Source organism: Pedobacter sp. (assembly GCF_037719805.1).
GTDB lineage: Bacteria > Bacteroidota > Bacteroidia > Sphingobacteriales > Sphingobacteriaceae > Pedobacter.
In genome coordinates this window covers 672,669-690,752 of record NZ_JBBJLZ010000003.1, presented here as the reverse complement: position 1 = coordinate 690,752, position 18,084 = coordinate 672,669, and the positions used below count along the sequence as shown (strand labels likewise).

The 18,084-nt window shown below is 41.8% G+C and carries 10 protein-coding genes and 1 tRNA gene; 1 reads left to right on the top strand and 10 read right to left on the bottom strand.

Features of this window, described 5'->3' with window-relative positions; all coding sequences use genetic code 11:
- Positions 1-37: 37 nt before the first annotated feature.
- The 6 genes from WKF66_RS12675 to WKF66_RS12650 all read right to left on the bottom strand — a co-directional run bounded on the left by WKF66_RS12675 (position 38) and on the right by WKF66_RS12650 (position 10,737).
- Complete coding sequence (locus WKF66_RS12675) at positions 38-2,854, bottom strand: M16 family metallopeptidase (RefSeq protein ID WP_489674827.1); 2,817 nt, start codon at positions 2,852-2,854, stop codon at positions 38-40.
- A 262-nt stretch (positions 2,855-3,116) separates the two neighbouring features.
- Positions 3,117-3,190: transfer RNA gene (locus WKF66_RS12670), tRNA-Pro, on the bottom strand.
- 175 nt (positions 3,191-3,365) lie between these two features.
- Positions 3,366-4,994: a sodium/sugar symporter gene (locus WKF66_RS12665; protein WP_489674826.1), complete on the bottom strand. Its 1,629-nt coding sequence runs from the start codon at positions 4,992-4,994 to the stop codon at positions 3,366-3,368.
- A 68-nt stretch (positions 4,995-5,062) separates the two neighbouring features.
- Positions 5,063-6,736, bottom strand: a complete 1,674-nt coding sequence (locus WKF66_RS12660) for a RagB/SusD family nutrient uptake outer membrane protein (RefSeq protein ID WP_489674825.1) — start codon at positions 6,734-6,736, stop codon at positions 5,063-5,065.
- Positions 6,737-6,754: 18 nt separating this feature from the next.
- Entirely contained in the window at positions 6,755-9,757 is a 3,003-nt protein-coding gene (locus tag WKF66_RS12655; RefSeq protein ID WP_489674824.1) for a SusC/RagA family TonB-linked outer membrane protein, read from the bottom strand.
- A gap of 107 nt (positions 9,758-9,864) precedes the next feature.
- On the bottom strand, positions 9,865-10,737 hold the full coding sequence (locus WKF66_RS12650) for an inositol oxygenase family protein (RefSeq protein ID WP_489674823.1): 873 nt from the start codon (positions 10,735-10,737) through the stop codon (positions 9,865-9,867).
- Positions 10,738-10,874: 137 nt separating this feature from the next.
- Here WKF66_RS12650 and WKF66_RS12645 point away from each other — a divergent pair, with 137 nt between their 5' ends.
- Positions 10,875-11,888: a LacI family DNA-binding transcriptional regulator gene (locus WKF66_RS12645; protein ID WP_489674822.1), complete on the top strand. Its 1,014-nt coding sequence runs from the start codon at positions 10,875-10,877 to the stop codon at positions 11,886-11,888.
- Between the two features lie 7 nt (positions 11,889-11,895).
- Here the strand turns inward: WKF66_RS12645 and WKF66_RS12640 are convergent, their stop codons facing one another.
- The 4 genes from WKF66_RS12640 to WKF66_RS12625 all read right to left on the bottom strand — a co-directional run bounded on the left by WKF66_RS12640 (position 11,896) and on the right by WKF66_RS12625 (position 17,962).
- Positions 11,896-12,360, bottom strand: a complete 465-nt coding sequence (locus WKF66_RS12640; RefSeq protein WP_489674821.1) for a hypothetical protein — start codon at positions 12,358-12,360, stop codon at positions 11,896-11,898.
- A 109-nt stretch (positions 12,361-12,469) separates the two neighbouring features.
- Positions 12,470-14,119 carry an ATP-binding protein gene (locus WKF66_RS12635; protein ID WP_489674820.1) on the bottom strand — a complete coding sequence of 550 codons (1,650 nt, stop codon included), beginning with the start codon at positions 14,117-14,119 and terminating at the stop codon, positions 12,470-12,472.
- A gap of 48 nt (positions 14,120-14,167) precedes the next feature.
- On the bottom strand, positions 14,168-15,043 hold the full coding sequence (locus tag WKF66_RS12630; RefSeq protein ID WP_489674819.1) for a universal stress protein: 876 nt from the start codon (positions 15,041-15,043) through the stop codon (positions 14,168-14,170).
- A 207-nt stretch (positions 15,044-15,250) separates the two neighbouring features.
- A complete protein-coding gene (locus WKF66_RS12625) occupies positions 15,251-17,962 on the bottom strand; it encodes a cation-translocating P-type ATPase (RefSeq protein WP_489674818.1) in 2,712 nt (903 codons plus the stop codon).
- Positions 17,963-18,084: the final 122 nt, after the last annotated feature.

Below are 18,084 nucleotides of genomic sequence, written 5' to 3'. Positions count from 1 at the left end.
CGTCTTGATAGTGCTAATCAATTTACCAATGGGGCTTTTATTTAGTCATCAATATCGGCTCACCAAATCCCAACGCTGTTAGACGTGGCAGTTGTGTAGCGGCATCTCCTACAACCAACCAGATCATTTTGTTTACATCTAAATATTTATTGGCTAGTGCCTTAACCTGATCCAAGGTCATATTCCTGACAAGCTCTTCCCTATCTTTTACGTAGGTAGGTTTCCAACCGAACTTACTGATGTTCTCCAGCAGGTTTAATTTAGAAGCAGCAGTTTCAAATGAACGGGCAGTACTTTTTATGATAAAACCTTTGGTTGTTTCAAGGTCTTTTTGGTTGTAATTCGTTCCGTAATGCTGTAAAATATCTTTAATTGCTTGTGCAGATTCTAATGTCACATTTGCTCTCACGCTACTTGCAATTGTAAAGGGACCTACACTATTCGTTCCAGAAAAGCTGGAACCTATGCCGTAAGTGTAACCTTTACCTTCACGTAGTTGCTGTGTAAGTTGCGATGCAAAGCCGCCACCTCCTAGTATGTAATTCATTACAGTTGCCGCATAATAATCTTGATCTGTTGCCGCAAGCGCGGGATAACCGAAACGTATTACAGATTGTTTAGCGTTGGGCACATCGTAGAAATAAACCTGAGATTTCACTGGGACTTTTGGAACACTTGTCACTGGGATTGTAACCGGAACGTTCTTCCAATTTGTGGTTAGGGAAGCCATTGACTTTAGTATTTCGGTTTGACCGAGGGCACCTACCACATTCATTCTGGCAACTTCTGGAGAAATGTTCTTCGCATAAAATAATTTGAGGTCATTCAATACAATTGCATTTACGCTTTCAACAGTACCTAAAGCATTTTTAGATCGAATATTCTCATTTCCATAAATTAACTGACTGTATTTATTTTGTGCAATTGCATTTGGGTTGGCCTCTTGCTGACGAATCTGACTTACTGTACTCTCTTTTAAAAGTTCAAACTCTTTAGAATCCCAACGTGGCTCTAATAAAATCTCTTGTACTAGCTCAATGGTTGCAGCGTAGTTCCTGGCTAAAGTATTTACGATAATCCGGACATCCTCGGTACTCGCAGTGATGTTTATTCTGGCGCCAAGTTGTTCTATTGCCTCTTCCAATTGTTCAGGCGTTTTTTTCTGAGTTCCCTGCAATAACAATTTAGACATTAGATTGGCAACGCCTACTTTGTTAGGATTTTCTAATAGCAATCCTCCTTCAATAACCAGCTCAAACTGGACTAAAGGCACCTCTTTATTTTCGATTCCATATAAATGCAGTCCGTTCGGCAGTTTCTCATTCCAGACAACTGGGGTCTTGATGACTGGCGCTTTGCCATAAGCTGGTTCTTTACTGCGATCAAAACTAGATGGCGTACGGGTATAAGTAGCTATAATAGAAGGATCAATCTTCTCTTCAGCACCCTGCACAATGCTTTCTTCTGCTACTTCTGCCTTAACCGATGCAGTTAGCGCTAAATCTAATTGACCTTTCGGTACAAAACTGGTAGCCACATAGTTTTTATTTTTGATGTACTTGTTATATACCCGCATCACATCTGCTGTGGTTAATGCAAGGGTAGCGTTTATTTGCTTTTCAGTGTAACCCGGATCGCCTGCAAAAATATTATTCTGTGCCAATTGAGATCCTTTACCCAAAACGCTCGACAGAGAATTATAAAACTGTGTTTCCAGGCCCGCTTTTATTCTAACGAGGTCTTTTTCAGGCATACCTTCCTTCTCGAATTTCGCGAATGCTTCTGTTATCGCTAAAGCTACTTCGTCTAGCTTCCTACCTGCAAATGCAAGTACGGATAACTCGGTTTGTCCAGCAATTTCAGCATCACCATTGTACATGCTTACATCAGAAGTTAATTTCTTATCCTCAACAAGAACTTTGTATAAAGGAGCTTTTTTCCCTTCAGACAAATATTGCGTCAAGATCTGCAGCGGATAAGAATCTGGATGATACTCCTCTACAGTTGGCCACGCCATTGTTAGTTCTGGTAATCTGGCAAAATTATCCTCGTGGTAAAGCTTAATGGTTTTTTTAACAATACCAGGTTGCTTAACAAGCTGAGGAATTTCTTCACCTCTTTTGATTTCGCTAAAATATTTCTCTACCCATTTCTTGGCTTGCACAGTATCGAAATCTCCCGCTACTACCAATGTTACGTTATTTGGGACATACCACCTTTTAAAGAAGTCTTTAACATCAGCCAACGTTGCATTTTGCAGGTCTTCAAGAGAGCCGATTACCTGCCAATTATAGGGATGCACTTCAGGATAAAGATTCTTATCGATCACATAGGAAGTATGTCCATAAGGATTGTTATCATAACTTTGGCGTTTCTCATTTTTGACGACCTGTTTCTCTTTTGCTAAAACAGCATCGGTAACGGTATTGATGAACCAACCCAACTTATCTGCCTCTGCCCAAAGCATTTTCTCCAACGCATCATTTGGAACAGTTTGAAGATAATTGGTACGATCGGTATTGGTAGATCCATTAGCGCCCGAACCACCGATCCTTGCCGTCATTTTATCTAATCCCCCTTTACCAAGATTTTCTGACTCCAGAAACAATAGGTGCTCGAATAAATGTGCAAAACCTGTGCGACCCGGTTTTTCGCGTGCAGACCCCACATGTGCTGTTAGTGACACTGCGACAACAGGATCTGAGCGGTCAATGTGAAAAATCACCTGAAGCCCATTAGGTAAGGTGAACTTATCGAAATCAATCTTAAGCGCGCTTTTCGTTTTAGCGATTTGTGCGTGGGTTATTATAGAAAAGGCCACTATAAGGACCAATAGGAATTGAAGTTTACGCATTGTCGAAGCGGATAATTAGTTTTGATACTCTGATTCCCTAAATTTATCTTTTTTTAGAGATAAAAAGAAGTAAACCAGTTGCTAAATTGATGGTATTTCTACAAATCTGGATGTGTTTATTGAACTGATGCATCGGGTGATTTATATAAACCTCGAACTGTTCGTGTGAATGAAGTTTTGAGGACTATCTGGCAGAAAGACAGTGAGTTACTTGAAAATAAAAAAGGACAAAATGAAACTGAATTCACTTTGTCCTCTTATGTCGGGGTGGCAGGATTCGAACCTACGACCTCCTGCTCCCAAAGCAGGCGCGATACCGGGCTACGCTACACCCCGAACTGGTATCACCTTTATAAATGATAAATCATTTATCCTTCATAACTACTGGTGTTATTTGGGATTGCAAACATAGGAAACCAAACCTTCTTCTGCAACTTTATCTTACATATTTTGTAACCAAAACAGCAACTGGCTGACTCCCACCCTACTTTTCTTACGATAAAACATCCATTTACCAAAAGACCGTATACAAAGCGATCAGAATCCCCGAAATTAGAAGCGAGCCAATTGCAAAGCTAGTGCTGATCTTGAACATCGACGTATCCACTTCTATCGCCTGCTCATTTGCCAAAGTCTGTGGTTTGCTTAAACTAATGCCGATCATTAACAATACAATTACCACAAAGTCTATTGCCATGCGATCTAAGAAAGGATAATCAGGGAAGGCACCATTGGTCCACACCGGTAAGAATTTCAACACTGTAGAGAGTGGAATGGTAACTAAAGCACCTGCCATTGCAGCAGCCGCAGTGGTACGTTTCCAGTAAAAGCCCAGCAAGAATATCGCAAGCACACCAGGGGAAATAAAGCCCACGTATTCCTGAATAAACTGATAGGCCTGATCCAACGATTTTAAGGCAGGTGTTACAATCGCCGCAATAGTCATGGAAATGGCTACGGCCCAGCGACCAACCAACACCATCTTGCGGTCGGATGCTTCTTTGTTAAAGAACTTCTTGTAGATATCTAGGGAGAAAATGGTGGATATACTATTTGCCTTACCCGCTAAAGAGGCAACAATGGCTGCAGTTAATGCCGCAAATGCTACTCCTTTCAATCCAGGAGGAAGTAGGTTCATCAATGTTGGGTAAGCATGATCCGGTTTAAGGACTCCCCCACTTGACATTTCGGCCTGGAACAATCCTTTATTGTGCAACACGTACATCACAATCCCAGGAAGGACAGCGATAACAGGTACCAATAGTTTTAAGAACGCAGCGAATAAGATCCCTTTCCGTGCGGTATTCAAATCTGCTCCCAGAGCTCGTTGTACGATGTACTGGTTACATCCCCAGTAGGCTAAATTGTTAATTAACATTCCACCAAACAGCACAGATAATCCTGGCAGTTCTTTGTAATACTTGTCCGTCGGACTAAAGATCATGTGGAAGTGAGTCGGTGCTTCCTTCCTTAAAACAGATAGACCCGCGAAGATATCATCTCCAAAGCCGTACTCGTTGGATAGCAAGGAAAGCGCTAGATAGGTGGTAACAAGTCCGCCGACAATCAACACCAAAACCTGAATGACATCGGTATAGCCGATTACTTTCATCCCGCCTAAGGTTACAATCATCGAAAAGATGCTTAAGCCAACGATACACCACTCGAAACTTAGGTTAGAGATGGAAGAGATCGCTAATGAACCCAGGTAAATGATAGAGGTAAGGTTCACAAACACATACACCAATAGCCAAAATACTGCCATCACTGTGCTCACGCTATCATTATAGCGCTTGGCCAGGAACTGCGGCATCGTAAAAATCTTGTTCTTAAGATATACAGGGATAATAAAGATGGCCACAATGATGAGTGTTGCCGCGGCCATCCATTCATAAGTAGCAATGGCTAGTCCGAGCGCAAAACCGGAGCCAGACATACCAATAAAGTGTTCAGCAGAAATATTTGAAGCAATTAATGAAGCACCTATTGCCCACCAGGTCAGCGATCCTTCTGCCAGGAAAAAGTCTTTCGAACTGATGTTCTTCGACCTTTTCTTCTGATAGATATAATAGCCATACGCGGTTATCGCAATAAAATACACAAAGAAGACGATGTAGTCTGCAGTTTGTAAGTGGTTCATTGATTTGGTTAGTCTAATATACTATAATAACCCGGGGTATGAAATTAAACACCCCGGGTTTGTGGGTTTTAATAACCCGGGTTTTGCACTAAATATCCCGGTAAATTAGAAGAACCATCTATCTGCGTTTGTGGAATAGGGAAAATTCTCTTTCTCACATCAGTGTTCTTTTTCTCTGTCCAGATGCCTTCATACTTTCCAAAACGGATCATATCTGTACGTCTAACCATCTCCCAGTAAAACTCAAATCCTCTTTCTCTGAATAAAAGATCAAGGTTGATCGTGGTAAGCGGTGCAGCAGGTTTAGTAATTGTTCTAGCTGCTCTTACCATGTTTACATCAGCTAACGCAGTTGCATCGCCTTTTCTCAGCTTTGCTTCAGCACGCATCAGGTAAATATCAGCTAAACGCAAGATGATGATATCATGCTCTCCAAAGTTTCTTCCACTTACCGAAGTTTTACTAAACTCATACTTCGAAACGCGGTAACCGGTGTTGTAATTACTTCCAGCAACGGTATAATCCACAGTTTCCGTGAAGTCAACAGCCATTGTAGGCCTGCTACGCGTAACATAAAACAGCTTGTCTACCTGCAATTTGCCATCCGGACATTTCGCAAACACACCACCTGTTCTGATCAAACCATACTGTTGTCCACGTAAGATCCCACGGTTAATGTTAAAATTGGCAGCATCCACACAAGCAGTTGCTGATGGCAGATTTTGTTTGAAGAAACGAGGATCTGCAATGGCAGGATCTACCGCCCCATTAGCTTCAACCCATGTTTTGTAGAAATCAGAAGTAATAGCTGCACCATCGGTTCCATTAGCTCCTGTATAGGCAGGCAAGGGAAACTGATCACCAGAAAGCGAGAAGTATGCTAAACGGTTATGCCCGTTCAAATTAGCACGCTGGTCTACTGCGAAAATCAATTCCTTGTTCGAATGGTTATTATCGTTAAATAGAGAGAAGTAATCATTAGATAAATTGTAGGTACCAGAACTGATGATCTTATTACAATATTCAATTGCTTTGTCTAAATCATCAGGGTTGAACGTAACAGTTGGTGCATACACATTTCTGTAAACGCCTGCATTCATGTGTAGTCTCGCCAACAAGCCCCAAACCGCTCCTTTTGTAATTCTACCCGGACCAGTAGTAGTTTCTACAATAGGTTCTATCGCTAGCAATTCTGATTTGATGTACTCAACAGCATCATTGCCCCTCAAGATCTTTGAAGTCTCGCTCGCATCATCTTTCACAAATACCAGCCCATAAAGGTCTAACAAAAGCATGTTATAATAAGCTCTCATTCCTCTCGCCTCAGCAGCAAAAAGCTGAGCACCTGGGTCAGGGTTAGTTTGGAGCGCATTGATAGCGGTTACACTTCTTGATATTCCAATCAGGATATTGTTCCAGGTATTCCTCACGTTCACATCCGAACTGATGTTTTCATGCTGATGCAACTGAAGATAGATTCCATTATCTCCCCAATCTGTTCCGCCACGGAAAGGCAAGATCGCCTCATCTGTCGAGATTTCCTGTAACGCAAAGTAATTGGTGTGGATAAAAATGTCTTCTAATTTAGCATATACGGGTGCTATAATTCCCTCGGCCTGTTGTTTGTCAGTAAGCCCGGCAACTGATTTTTCGTCGAGTACCTTTTCTTCCAGTTTCGAACAACTGTAAGTCGCTGTTAAGCCTATAAAAGCTAAAGACAGCATCAATATTTTATTTTTCATACTTATGAATAAGACGTATTACAATGAGAAATTTAAACCGAATATTACCGTTCTTGCTTTCGGATAGCTTAAGAAGTCAATTCCGTAAGAAGACACACCGTTGATCGCTCTGTCAGCGTTTACCTCTGGATCATAACCTTCATAATCTGTTACGACAAAAAGATTCTGACCAGTTACCGATAAACGGATGTTCGAAAACCATTTGTTGATTCCTAAATTTTTGGTATTGAAAGTGTAGCCCAACGAAGCGTTGTTTAATCTTAAAAAAGCACCACTGCTCAGGTATCTGGTTGTTACCGGAGTTGCATTGTTGAGCGACTCGGTAGGATCTGCAATCGATTCAAACGTCGCGTTCGTGTTTTTCGCCAATCTCGATTTAGAGAAGCTTACATTCTGCGTGAAATCATAAATCTTGTTGCCAGCTACACCGTTGAAGTTTACACTCAAATCAAAGCCTTTCAAAGCAACACTTCCATAAAAGCCATAGATGGTGTTCGGGATCGCTGTACCAGCAGAAATCCTGTCCTTATCAGTGATCAGTCCGTCTCCGTCTAAATCACGGTAGGTACTCATACCTGCGGCATCAAATCCAGTAAATTCCTTCAGGAAGAATGTTCCTACCGGTTGATCATTGATGTATCCATTGATAGTTGAAGATGTAATACCAGCACCGGAAACTGATCCTGCAGGGATCACAGAATATGGTGAGTTTTTCACCTTATTTTTCAGATAGGTCAAATTACCACCTACGTTATACGTGATGCCGTTTTCTGCAGTATGTCTGTAATCTAACTCGAATTCTATCCCTTTATTGGTGATGGTCATGTCTTTTACGTTCGACCATACTTCTGTTGCTGGCTGAACCGGATCTGCCGGGATCACTTGCAATAAGATATTGTCCGAAACTTTGTTAAACACATCTATCGTTCCTGTAATTGCTCCATCGAACAAACCAAAGTCTAGTCCTATATCTGTTTGTTTCGAAGTTTCCCACTGAATGTCAGGGTTAGCCAAACGAGAATAGGTTGTTCCGGCTGGATAGGCTCCAGTTGGGTTAAGGGGATAACTTGCAGTTGGTTCCAATCTAAACAGATCTTGCGTAATTTTTGGTGGAATTTCCTGGTTACCCGTTATTCCGTAGCCTCCTCTTAATTTTAGAGTACTGAATATCGAGTTCTCCATGAAGTCTTCTTCCGCAATGTTCCATCCCAAAGAGAATGATGGAAAATAGCCATATCTGTTATTGGCACCAAACTTCGAAGAACCATCGGCTCTAAAGTTAGCCGTTAACAAATACTTGTTGTCGTATTGATAGGTTACTCTTCCAAAGAAAGATTGCAACTCGTTATTAAATGCAAATCCTCCGGGACGGTTGAGACCTAAGGTCAAATCCTGTCCAATACCAGGGTTAAAGATCGGGTCTATTCCGCCGACTAAAAACCTGTTGATGCTGCTGTTTCGTTGTTGTACAAAGATTTTCTGGTAAGAATGGCCTGCCAGTGCAGAGATGTTATGCACAGACTTTGTCCAGTTATACGTTAAGTAATTTTCTATTAACGTGTTTCTATTAATGTTATCGAAGGTCTCGAATCTTCCATCACGGAAAGGAACTGCATTAGGCAAATTCACTATGTCCCTTGTAGCCGTAGAATTGTCAATACCTAAATTCATCTTGAACACCAATCCTTCAATAATTTTAAATGAAGGGGAAAGATTACCGATCACACGGTTTGTAGTCGTGATTTCTTTATCCAAATCGAAAGATAGGTATGGGTTGGTAACGTTCTCATTAATTACGAGGTTGCCGTTTACGTCCCTTGCCGGATAAGTCGGGTTACTCACAAGCGCAGAGCCAATTATAGTTTCAAGTGGTGGGCGCTGCTGTTTAACGTTATTTGCACTCAAGTTAAGGTCGATCACCAATCGATCTTCCAGATACTTCTGGGTTGCATTGAACCTGCCTGAATACCTATCCAAGTCATTTTTCTTAATGATACCTTGCTGCTTTTGCACACCCAGAGAAGAGAAATAAGTAAGCTTCTCTGACCCACCGCTCATGTTTAAATTGTAGTTCTGAGTTTTGGCTGTTCTGGTGATCTCTTTTTGCCAGTCGGTAGAACCGCCTTTGTCATCAAGCGTACCACCTGCTTTCGGCACTTCCGTACGGAATTCATCTGCTGTTAAAACTGGTAAGGCTCTAGCCAGGTTAGAAACGCCATAGCTTACTACCGCACCAAGGGTTGAGGCGCCTGCTTTACCTTTTTTAGTAGTCACGATGATTACTCCATTTGCTCCTCTGGAACCATAAATAGCGGTTGCAGATGCATCTTTTAATACATCAATCGATTCGATGTCCTGTGGATTGAGAAAATTCAATGGGTCTCCGCCACCTGTACTTGAATTGTCCAATGGCAAACCGTCTACTACAAATAGTGGTGAGCTGCCAGATCTTACTCCACCAGGTCCCCTAACGTTGATCCCGGTAATTCCTCCAGGCTCGCCGCTTGCAGAGGTTACATTTACCCCTGATACTTTTCCTTGCAACAATTGCTGCGGAGAGTTGATGATCCCCTGGTTGAAGTCTTCGCTTTTCAACGACTTTACCGCTCCGGTTACATCGCTTTTTCTTTGGGAGCCGTAACCTACGACTACCACTTGAGACAAACTTGATGCGCTGGCAACTAGTCTTACTTCTATCCGGGTTCTGCTGCCAACTAAGACTTCCTGCGTCTCATAGCCTACATACTTAACCAGCAAGACTGCGTTATCATCGGGAACAGAGATGCTGAAAGAGCCGTTTCCATCTGTAATTACAGAAGTTGAGGTACCTTTAACTGTGATACCTGCACCAGGCAATGGCTTTCCTTCTTCGTCCAGGATAGTTCCGGTAATGGTTTTTTGCTTAACTATTTTCGACGTAGTGTTTGTGGCAAATGTATGCTCCGGACTTAAGGTGCAACAACTGATTATTAACGCCACAGAAAATAATTTTAGAAAGTAATGAACGTAAGTTTTACTCATATAGTTAGCTTTTGTTTGGTTGGATATTTTTCGGCAAAGTAAGGATGCGCGTATTAACTCCATGTTACTGGAAGCACACCTATTTGTTAATTATGAAGAAGATTAACCTAAAATTTTAAAGTATCCGGCAAGTATTTCGCAACGAGATCTTCGTAATAGGACTTCAGCTTATTCCAGTCTGGCGGTTCCGGATTTTTGGAATACAAATCATATGGATTAAACAATTTTACCCATTTCAACATCTCCCTGTCATGGTCGTCGAGCAAATATTGGTATTCACCCTCCCGATGCCAGGAGTAAAAAGAGTGATAGCGGAGCATGTACAGACCGCCTTCAGGGATCCGGCCTTTAAGCATTTGGTACACATATTCATCATGCCCCCAGGACATAGTTACATTACGTAAGCCACATCCTTCTGTATAGATTCCCAATGGTGTGTTGTATGCCGGGTTCGAGTAATCCGGATTGTTTTTAAAGAACTCAGGGTAGACAATTTTATCGGAATAGGCGCAACCTACCGGGAAGGTATCACCAACCACCGCCCATTGCGGTTCGTCAAATAAGCAGAGCACCTTGCCCATGTCGTGCATTAAGCCCACTAGCACCATCCAGTCCGGGTGACCATCGCGACGAATGGCTTCAGAAGTTTGCAGTAAATGTTGAAACTGATCCAGGTCAGTATCGGGATCCGAATCGTCTACCAGTTGGTTTAAGAACTGAAAGGCGTCCCAAACGGGCATTTCTTTTTTATCAAACTTTAAATAGTTGTTTCGTTTCTGTTGAACAAACTCATAGGTTTGATAGGTATGGTTTAACCTATAAAACTCTCTGACCGTGTCTCTACCCGGCTCATCGTAATTGCGATATTCGTCTGTTTTCTTTGCAGTGGCGATGCTATCCGGTTCTGGGTAACGTTGTAGTACATCATCCTCCCATTCTTCCAGATTGGCTAAAGGATTGTTTTGGTTTGAGTCCATCATACAAGTATTTGGTTAGGCTAATTTTGAGTTTTTTATACTTACTTAACGCATAATAGCCTGTGTTTATTTACGAAACCGTTTTCGCGATTCTTTAATTGTAAAGAAATTCGGTATGTTGTATCAGCAATTTGCGTCAAATGAAGAATATTAACATTAAAGAACTTGCGCTAAAGCTTAAACTCTCCGTTTCTACCGTGTCAAAGTCGTTGAACGACAGCTATGAAATTAGCGAAGAGACAAAGCGGCGCGTATTGGAAACAGCAGAATTACTGAACTATGTCCCAAATCCCTACGCCAGCAGTTTACGGGGCAGGAAAAGTAAGAATATTGGCGTGGTAATTCCAGAAGTTGCCGATAGCTTTTTTTCCCTTGCGATCAACGGCATTGAGTCGGTAGCCAAGCAAAAGGGTTATCATGTACTGATTTGTTTAACGCACGAAAGCTTTGAAAATGAGCAAACGATTTTAAAGGAGTTTCAGGGTGGAAGAGTAGACGGCGTACTCCTCTCCGTTTCGAGAGAAACCACGCAATGCAGTCACATCAACGATTTAATTGAGAACGGTTTGCCTCTCATTTTCTTTGACAGGGCATGCGACGATGTGGAGACCGCAAAGATTACTACAGATGATTTTGAAAGTGGATATAAAGCCACCGCTCATTTGATAGCGCAAAAGTGTAATGAGATTGCTTTTTTAAGCATTTCAGATAGCTTATCGATTAGTAACAAGAGACTGGAAGGATACCTGCAGGCGCTAGGCGATAACAAAATTAAGGTCAACTCTAAACACATCATACTTTGCACAAACGAAGCAGAACAAAACTATCTGCTGATTAAAAAGTTACTGCAACAAAAGAACAGGCCAGATGCTATTTTAGCCTCCGTTGAAAAACTAACCACACCGGTTTATATGGCTTGTGAAGCATTAGCGCTAAATGTGCCCAAGGATATAAAAGTAGTTTGCTTTTCAAATCTGGAGACAGCGGCTATTCTCAATCCATCGCTGACCACCATTACGCAGCCCGCTTTTGAAATGGGTAAAGCGGCTGCCTCACTCCTATTTAAAGCATTAGAAAACAGCAATTTTAGCATAGTGAAAGAAGATGTCATCATTCCGTCTATCCTTGTGGTAAGAAGGTCGACAGGCCATTAAAAAGCGATTAATAAATGGGATAGCGATGCGCCCTTTTGAGCGGACCGGCATTCTTTACCCGATTTCTAAACGGACTCTCCTGTTGAGTGAATGAACAAAGTTCGTCTTTTAGCAATTTTTCTGCAACCATTAATGATTTGATCTCGGTTACAATTGCAGCGTCCTCTTCAACGAATTCGAGCTTAATAGTCACCTTAGTACCCGCTAACAATTCTTCGATCTGACGTTTACGATTTAACAAAACAGTTTTCAGTTGCTTACGTCTTTCCAGAATAACGTTTAAAAGCGCACTGTTTAACTCAAGTTTCGGAAAACTTTCTCTTTTGACCCCTCCATCGAGTACCCGCTCAAAAAGCTTGTTTAGAAACCGCATTTCATCTTCCAGAAATAGGATGCCTGATAACCATTCTTTGTTTTCAAGGTACAATTCCTGAAGTTCAGCGGACAATGTTGAATCGATTAGCGTTTTCATAATACATCTAGTTTTATAGTCCAAAGATGAACATAGATGCGGGAGTGGCATGTGATTGCTGTCACTTGTTGAGTTGATTCTGGTCACCTTGCAGGCAGGGATTCAGCTGTCAAAGCGATGCCATTGGAACGCTAAAATAGAATGATGAACCTTGATTAATTTTACTTTCCATCCAGATCTTACCTTTGTGTTCTTTTATTATTTCAGATGATAGGTATAGTCCTAAACCGAAACCCGAGATGGTCTTCGTTTCCATAGATTTCACCCGGTAATAACGGTCAAATAGCTTATCCTGATCTTGCTTCTTTACGCCGATGCCCTCATCTTTTACACAAACCTGAGCCGCTCCATTAAGTTCAGTTAACGACAAATGGATAGGCTTTCCAGGCGGGGAATATTTGACGGCATTGCTAAGAAAGTTATTAATAACCTGTCCAATTTTATCACGGTCGGCATGAACTGTTAGTTCGGGGCAGCTTTCCAACACAATGTTTATAAGCGGGTTAACAAACCTTGACTCCTCCACAATCTCATCGATCAATACGCTCATTTCAAATGTCTCCAGGTCCAGGTTGAGTTGCCCCTCTTCTGAGGCTGCGACTGTCAAGAAGCCATTGATCATCCTGTTCATTTTTTTAATGGATGCATTCACTCTTGTTACCGAAGTGCTGACGATGTCTTCTTCCGCTTTTTTAAGCTTCATAGTAATTAACTGCATATAAGCCTGAATCGCAGCAAGCGGTGACTTGAGGTCATGGCTTACCATGGCAATGAAATCATTTTTTCGGATCTCATCTTGCTTATGTACGGTAATATCATTGAACACGCCCGTGAAGTATGACGGTGTTTTGTCGTTATTGTAAGAGAGGTTTCCAATAATTCTCAGCCAGTGGAGTTCATTATCTTTTACATGGCGGAACGGTACTTCCAAATCGCATTTATCACCTCGGTTGATGCTTGATTCAATTGCATTGACAAAATTTGCCCGATATCCATCCTCTATTCTTTCTACGACGTTTTCAAAAGACAATTCCTGATCTGCATAATAGCCGAGGATTGATTTAAGTTGCATAGACGTTTTGAAAGTACGGGTGCGGGCATCGATGGAAAAGGTTCCCAACTCAGCCGCATCTATACTCATAAGGAGCAGTTTATTGCTGCTATCCAATTCCAGCTGAACTTTCTTCAATTCAGTGATGTCGTTAAATGTAATGATCGCCCCACTGTTCCCGGGAGCAGACTTCCGCAAATAGGGCATGGTCATTACCTGGTACCATCTACCGTTAGTGGTCTCTATTTCCTTGGTTATGACAATCCCGTTGATGCAGACTTGCTGTACATCTTCTATAAGCGTCTCAATTTTGATATTGGTAGTAATATCACTTAACGGTCTGCCGATATCTGTATCCAGCAAGTTGATCAGTTTTACTGTTCCGGGTGAAAACTTCATGAGCAGCAAGTCTTTGTTGATAAACAACTGCCCATTGATATTGCTCCTGAAATAGTTATTCAGATCATCATTGATATCCAGCAGTTGCCTGTTCTTCAATTTATAGTCTAAATTGATGGCATCCAGCGCTACATTTACTGATTGTATCTCGTCGTTTGTACTCCGCATTTCTTCATTAGCAGCAGTCAATTCTTCGTTATAGGACTGCAAAGTCTCATTCGATCCAATCAACTGTTCGTAAGCAGAATTGAGTTTCTTCTTTGTTTCAAAAAGTTCCAGTTCCATATCAGTAACATGTCGTTTAGTCATTCTCTAATGAGTTATCTTTTTATTTATAGTAAAGTGGAGGCAGTTGCTTCAGTTTATAAGTTCGCGATCAAGCTCTTTTTTGAGTACGAGTAAGGGTAAGGTTAAATTGGCTGATAACTCTTGCGTAAAACTTCCTTTGAAAATCCCATCGAATAAGCCTCTATGACGATGAACTGTGACCAACAAATCTATATCACCAAGAGTCATTATTGATTCCAGGCCTGCTTTTTCTATCGTGCCTTTAATAGCCTTGTACTGAAGATTAGCACAGTTGTTATCAGCGCAAATGGTCGTCAAAATGTCTTTAACTGACTTTTCAAATTCTGGCTCCTCTTCTGCTGCTGAACATACGTGGGTAATTAAAACGTCCGCCTGAAGGAGGCTTGCAAATTCAATTGATCTTTTAACAAATTTCAGATCGCTTACCAGATCTTTAAAATCCAGAGCCAAACCAATCTTTTTGATAACCGTCAATTCTGACGTAGCTGGGATGATAAATACGGGTGCTCCGGTTTCATTGATCAAGCTTCGGACCTGATTTCCCATCACCAGCTTTTCCAAACCTGCTCCATGCGAAGCCATAACAATATAGTCTATGTGACTTTTGGCAGAGATCTTTCTTACTACATCAACAAGTATCCCCTTCCTGCTTCTAATGGAAACTTTAGGCCTGAAACTATCCTGATTATCTACTTTTTGCAGGAGTATTTTCAGCTTCTTTAACTCCAACTGGCTATCCTTTAAGTGCATTTCAGCATCTTGTAAAGGCCAGATCAGAAGACCTGCTTGCGGAAGTTCTGATTGTACGGCAAATACATTACATAAGATGAGACTGGCACGAAGCTGCTTGGCCAAAGCATAAGCATAGACAGCTGCATGATTTGCGGCTTCCGAAAAATCAGTGAGTACCAATAAGGTTTTCATACGTATATGTAAAAGCAACGTTTATGTTAGAATCCTTCAGCAGAATTGATTTAGACATGAGTTGATTTCAGCTGTAATGGCATTTCCTCCAAGTCGGTCATCAGATTGTGATTCATATGATAAAGATCGTCTTAAGCAGGTAGTTAGAAATGATCTAGCCAGGCAATTCGGGTGATGCTCATCACATTGGGTCGTGTAAAGACACGTTTAGCGATGAATTGTATCATACTTAATGGGATTGGTATTTGTTAATTTCCAGATTGCCTTATACAGCTGCACTAGTAGTAAAGGAAAAAAACTAGCGGATATAGCGACCATGATTGCCTGCATGGGAAGTAATGTTAAACCAAGCGCGACGCGTGATTGTGGAAATAAATAAACCGACAGGATAAGTAACGCGCATAGCACGAGTGCAAACCATATAAACTTATTTTTAGTGACTTCGTTCGACCAAACCTTAGCTCGTTTCGAGGACATATTGAATACATGAAATAGTTGAGCCATGGCTAAGGTAATGAAAGCTACATTATTAAGCACCTGAGGATCAGTGCTTACGTACGACCTGCAATAAAATACTGCTGCGGCAACGGAACCAGTAATTAAACAGGCGTAAATTACAATCACCAGCCAGTTTCTATTGGAGATTATTTCTGAATCTGGTTTTCTTGGTGGTCTTTGCATGACTGTTGGATCTCCCTTACCTAAACCCAGTGCAAGTGCCGGACAGACATCAGTAACCATGTTTAGGAAGAGGAGTTGTAAGGGAAGTAATGTGCTTGAAGGGATCAGAAATCCGAGGATGGTCACGATAAAGATTTCACTGATATTACAGGACACTAAGTAGATTACAAAGCGTTGTATATTCTGAAAGATCTCTCTTCCGTGGGCGACGGCTCTCGAAATAGAAATGAAAGAATCGTCTTTCAGCACGATGCTTGCGGTTTCTTTGGCCACCTGAGTGCCTCTTAATCCCATTGCAATCCCAATATCAGCTTGCTTTAGCGCTGGTGCATCGTTAACACCGTCCCCAGTCATCGCAACTAAATATCCGGCTTTCTGATAAACTTCAACGATTTCCAACTTCTGTCTGGGTGTAGTTCTTGCGAAGACTACTGCTGAAAGGATCTTCTTTCGCCAGGTTTCGCTGAGTGATTGCATATCTGGCAATTCGCTTCCTCTGATTACGATCTGATTGTCCTGAGCCGCTATTCCGGTTTTAAGCGCAATGTTCAATGCAGTGAGTGGATGGTCTCCTGTGATCATTACCGTTTTAATCCCAGCTTTTCTACAGGTCGATATCGCATCCTTTATGGCTGGCCTTGGCGGATCTAAGAAATTGATCATTCCCACATATACCAGATCTTCAACAAAATGTTCCTGGTTAATGTTGGGACCGATGCGGTATGCAAAGGCTAAAACGCGCATTCCTGCCGCAGATGCATCTTCCGCTGTTGATGTGATCTCTGCCTTCTGGATGGCACTCAATACCTGGTATTCTTCAGCAACTTGAAAATGTGTGCATTTCTCCAGTATACTTTCAACTGCACCTTTAGCGGCAACATAATGGCCTTTTTCGTGCTCATTTAGTGTCGCCATCATTTTGGTTTCCGCACTGAATGGGTGTTCAGCGAGCCTTGGATAAGCACTGAGCAGCTTCGGCAAAGACTCACCTGACGCTTCGGTCAAATGAAGTAAGGCCACTTCTATCGGATCACCCACATCTTTATGTCCCCCTTTTTCGTCCAGAGTAGCGTCATTGCACAACGATCCGATGAGGATCAATTTTTGCAAGGTCTGCAGATAGATTTTTGGATCGTTGTCCAGATATTTCAGCTGACCTTTGTCGATCGCTACCTTAAAAGCCTGATCTGGAAAGACGATTGATTCTACATGTATCTTATTTTCAGTCAGCGTACCCGTCTTATCTGTCAGTATTACGCTAACCCCTCCCAGCGTTTCCACTGCAGAAAGCTTTTTTACAATAGCATTTTTTCTGGCCATCAGCAACATGCCATAAGCCAATGCTACGGTAGCAACAATCGGCAGGCCTTCTGGGAAAGCTGCGACCGCCAGGGCAATAGACGTTTCGAGGATCGATAACCATGGCTTTCCTTCCAGTAGTGCCGAGAGCGAAAAAAAGCCTGTCATGATCAAAGTGATCCAAATCAACTTTTTAGTTAACCTGTTAATTTTCAAGTCGAGTGGCGTGGTGACTACTACAGAGTTGTCAACCATTGCGGTTATTTTTCCCAGCTCTGTGTTTTTGGAAATTCCGGTAACGACCACTTTGGCGTTGCCATTCACAACTGCGGTGCCCTTAAAGACCATATTGGTCCTATCTGCGAGTGCTGCCTCCTGCGATATTGGTTCTGGCTGTTTCAGGACAGGGAAAGATTCACCAGTGAGCGATGACTCGTCACATTGCAATTGATTACATTCTACAATACGACCGTCTGCCGATATGATATCTCCTGCTTCTAAGGACATCAGATCACCGGGTACTAATTGTTCTGCAAGAAGTGATTTCAATTTCCCTTGCCTGATGACCTTTGAAAAAGATTGATCCATTTCTCTCAGGGCTCGCATGGAAGTCCTCGCTTGTAGTTCCATCGAAAAGCCAATGATGGCATTCAGGAAAATTACCGCGAGGATGGTAATTGCCTCAATTTGGTCTCCGAAATAAACGGAGGCCGATGCGGCAGCAAACAGGAGATAAACAATCGGGCTTTTAAATTGCCCTATAAGAATCATCCAGATACTTTTCTTTTTTTGGTTTTGATAAACATTTAACCCGAAAGCTAAAGTTCGCTGTTCTGCTTCCGCATTTGTTATCCCGGAGATCTCATCAGTTGCGAGCTCCTCACATACCGTGGCAACACTTTGTGTATAGCTTCCTTCCAGAGGATAAGTTAGTTTCATTCCTGGTATCGCTTTGTTAACTGGCTTAAAGGTAATGCGCTATTCTTTTTTGCAGAATGATTATACCCCCAAACGATTGTGACGATCATCATTATTGGCTTTCGTTATCTTAAAAATACTTT

Coding starts and splice junctions, on each gene's coding strand:
- WKF66_RS12675 (WP_489674827.1), bottom strand. CDS start 2,854: ATGCGTAAACTTCAATTCCTATTGGTCCTTATAGTGGCCTTTTCTATA.
- WKF66_RS12665 (WP_489674826.1), bottom strand. CDS start 4,994: ATGAACCACTTACAAACTGCAGACTACATCGTCTTCTTTGTGTATTTT.
- WKF66_RS12660 (WP_489674825.1), bottom strand. CDS start 6,736: ATGAAAAATAAAATATTGATGCTGTCTTTAGCTTTTATAGGCTTAACA.
- WKF66_RS12655 (WP_489674824.1), bottom strand. CDS start 9,757: ATGAGTAAAACTTACGTTCATTACTTTCTAAAATTATTTTCTGTGGCG.
- WKF66_RS12650 (WP_489674823.1), bottom strand. CDS start 10,737: ATGATGGACTCAAACCAAAACAATCCTTTAGCCAATCTGGAAGAATGG.
- WKF66_RS12645 (WP_489674822.1), top strand. CDS start 10,875: ATGAAGAATATTAACATTAAAGAACTTGCGCTAAAGCTTAAACTCTCC.
- WKF66_RS12640 (WP_489674821.1), bottom strand. CDS start 12,360: ATGAAAACGCTAATCGATTCAACATTGTCCGCTGAACTTCAGGAATTG.
- WKF66_RS12635 (WP_489674820.1), bottom strand. CDS start 14,119: ATGACTAAACGACATGTTACTGATATGGAACTGGAACTTTTTGAAACA.
- WKF66_RS12630 (WP_489674819.1), bottom strand. CDS start 15,043: ATGAAAACCTTATTGGTACTCACTGATTTTTCGGAAGCCGCAAATCAT.
- WKF66_RS12625 (WP_489674818.1), bottom strand. CDS start 17,962: ATGAAACTAACTTATCCTCTGGAAGGAAGCTATACACAAAGTGTTGCC.